The 1,677-nt window shown below is 66.4% G+C and carries 2 protein-coding genes; both read right to left on the reverse strand.

Annotated elements, in window-relative coordinates; all coding sequences use genetic code 11:
- Position 1: 1 nt before the first annotated feature.
- Positions 2 to 931, reverse strand: coding sequence for an electron transfer flavoprotein subunit alpha/FixB family protein (locus tag J2X37_RS16510; protein WP_310023386.1), 930 nt, complete (start codon positions 929 to 931; stop codon positions 2 to 4).
- Complete coding sequence (locus J2X37_RS16515) at positions 931 to 1,677, reverse strand: electron transfer flavoprotein subunit beta/FixA family protein (protein WP_310023387.1); 747 nt, start codon at positions 1,675 to 1,677, stop codon at positions 931 to 933. The genes J2X37_RS16510 and J2X37_RS16515 overlap by 1 nt, the downstream gene beginning before the upstream one ends.

Raw genomic sequence — 1,677 nt, forward strand, 5'->3', positions numbered from 1 at the left:
CTCAGAGCTTTTCGGTCAGCTCCGGGACGATCTTGTAGAGATCGCCGACGAGACCGATGTCGGCGACCTGGAAGATCGGCGCGTCCTCGTCCTTGTTGATGGCGATGATGGTCTTGGAATCCTTCATGCCGGCCAGGTGCTGGATCGCGCCCGAGATGCCGATGGCGATGTAGACTTCCGGCGCGACGATCTTGCCGGTCTGGCCGACCTGGTAGTCGTTGGGCACGTAGCCCGCGTCGACCGCGGCGCGGCTGGCGCCGACGCCCGCGCCGAGCTTGTCGGCCAGCGGCAGGATAACCTGCTGGAACGTATCGGCGTCCTTCAGCGCGCGGCCGCCCGAGACGATGATCTTGGCGCTCGTCAGTTCGGGGCGCTCGCTCTTGGCAAGCTCGGCGCCGACGAAGCTCGACAGGCCCGCATCGCCCTTGCCCGCCACGTCCTCGATCGTGCCCGATCCGCCGGTGGTCTCCGCCTTGTCGAAGGCGGTGCCGCGCACGGTGACGACGAGCTTGGCATCGGTGCTCTCCACCGTGGCGATGGCGTTGCCGGCATACGTCGGGCGGGTGAAGGTCTTCTCGCCTTCGACCGAGAGGATGTCGGAGACCTGCATCACGTCGAGCAGCGCGGCGACGCGCGGCGCGATGTTCTTGCCGTTCGAAGTGGCGGGCGCGACGAAGGCGTCATGCTGGCCCATCAGGTCCACCACCAGCGGCGCGACGTTTTCGGCCAGCGCGTTGGCATAGGCGGCATCGTCAGCGAGGTGGACCTTGCCCACGCCCGCGACCTGCGCGGCCTGTTCGGCCACGGCGCGGCAGCCCGACCCGGCGACGAGGAGGTGGACTTCACCCAGCTTCGATGCGGCGGTGACGGCGGCCAGCGTCGCGTCGGCCATCTTGGCGTTGTCGTGTTCGACCCAGACGAGCGTCTTCATCATGCGACTCCCATGGACTTGAGCTTGGCGACCAGTTCATCGACGTCGGCGACCTTGATACCGGCCTGGCGAACGGGCGGCTCGGCGACCTTGAGGGTCTTCAGCCGCGGCGCAGTGTCGACGCCGTAGTCGGCGGGGGTCTTCACATCGAGCGGCTTCTTCTTCGCCTTCATGATGTTGGGCAGCGAAGCGTAGCGCGGCTCGTTGAGGCGAAGGTCGGTGGTGACGATCGCGGGAAGCGAGAGCTTTACCGTCTCCAGACCGCCATCGACTTCGCGGGTCACCGAGACGCTGTCGCCTTCGACCTCGACCTTGCTGGCAAACGTGCCCTGCGGCAGGTTCATCAGCGCGGCCAGCATCTGGCCGGTCTGGTTGCTGTCGTCGTCGATCGCCTGCTTGCCGAGGATCACCAGGCCCGGCTGCACTTCAGCGGCGACGGCCTTCAGGATCTTGGCGACGGCGAGCGGCTCGACCTCGTCATCGGTCTCGACCAGGATGGCGCTGTCCGCGCCCATCGCGAGCGCGGTGCGCAGCGTTTCCTGCGCCTTGGCCGGGCCGACGGAAACCGCGACGATTTCCTCGATCTTGCCCGCTTCCTTCAGACGGATCGCTTCCTCGACCGCGATCTCGTCGAACGGGTTCATGCTCATCTTCACGTTCGAGAGATCGACACCCGTGCCGTCCGCCTTCACCCGCGGCTTCACGTTGTAGTCGATCACCCGCTTCACGGGTACCAGCGCTTTCAT

It is taken from the genome of Croceicoccus sp. BE223 (assembly GCF_031457155.1).
In the GTDB taxonomy this organism is placed as follows: domain Bacteria; phylum Pseudomonadota; class Alphaproteobacteria; order Sphingomonadales; family Sphingomonadaceae; genus Croceicoccus.

What these genes read in the sequence shown, in the direction of transcription:
- J2X37_RS16510 (WP_310023386.1), bottom strand. Translation starts at nt 931, where the DNA reads ATGAAGACGCTCGTCTGGGTCGAACACGACAACGCCAAGATGGCCGAC.
- J2X37_RS16515 (WP_310023387.1), bottom strand. Translation starts at nt 1,677, where the DNA reads ATGAAAGCGCTGGTACCCGTGAAGCGGGTGATCGACTACAACGTGAAG.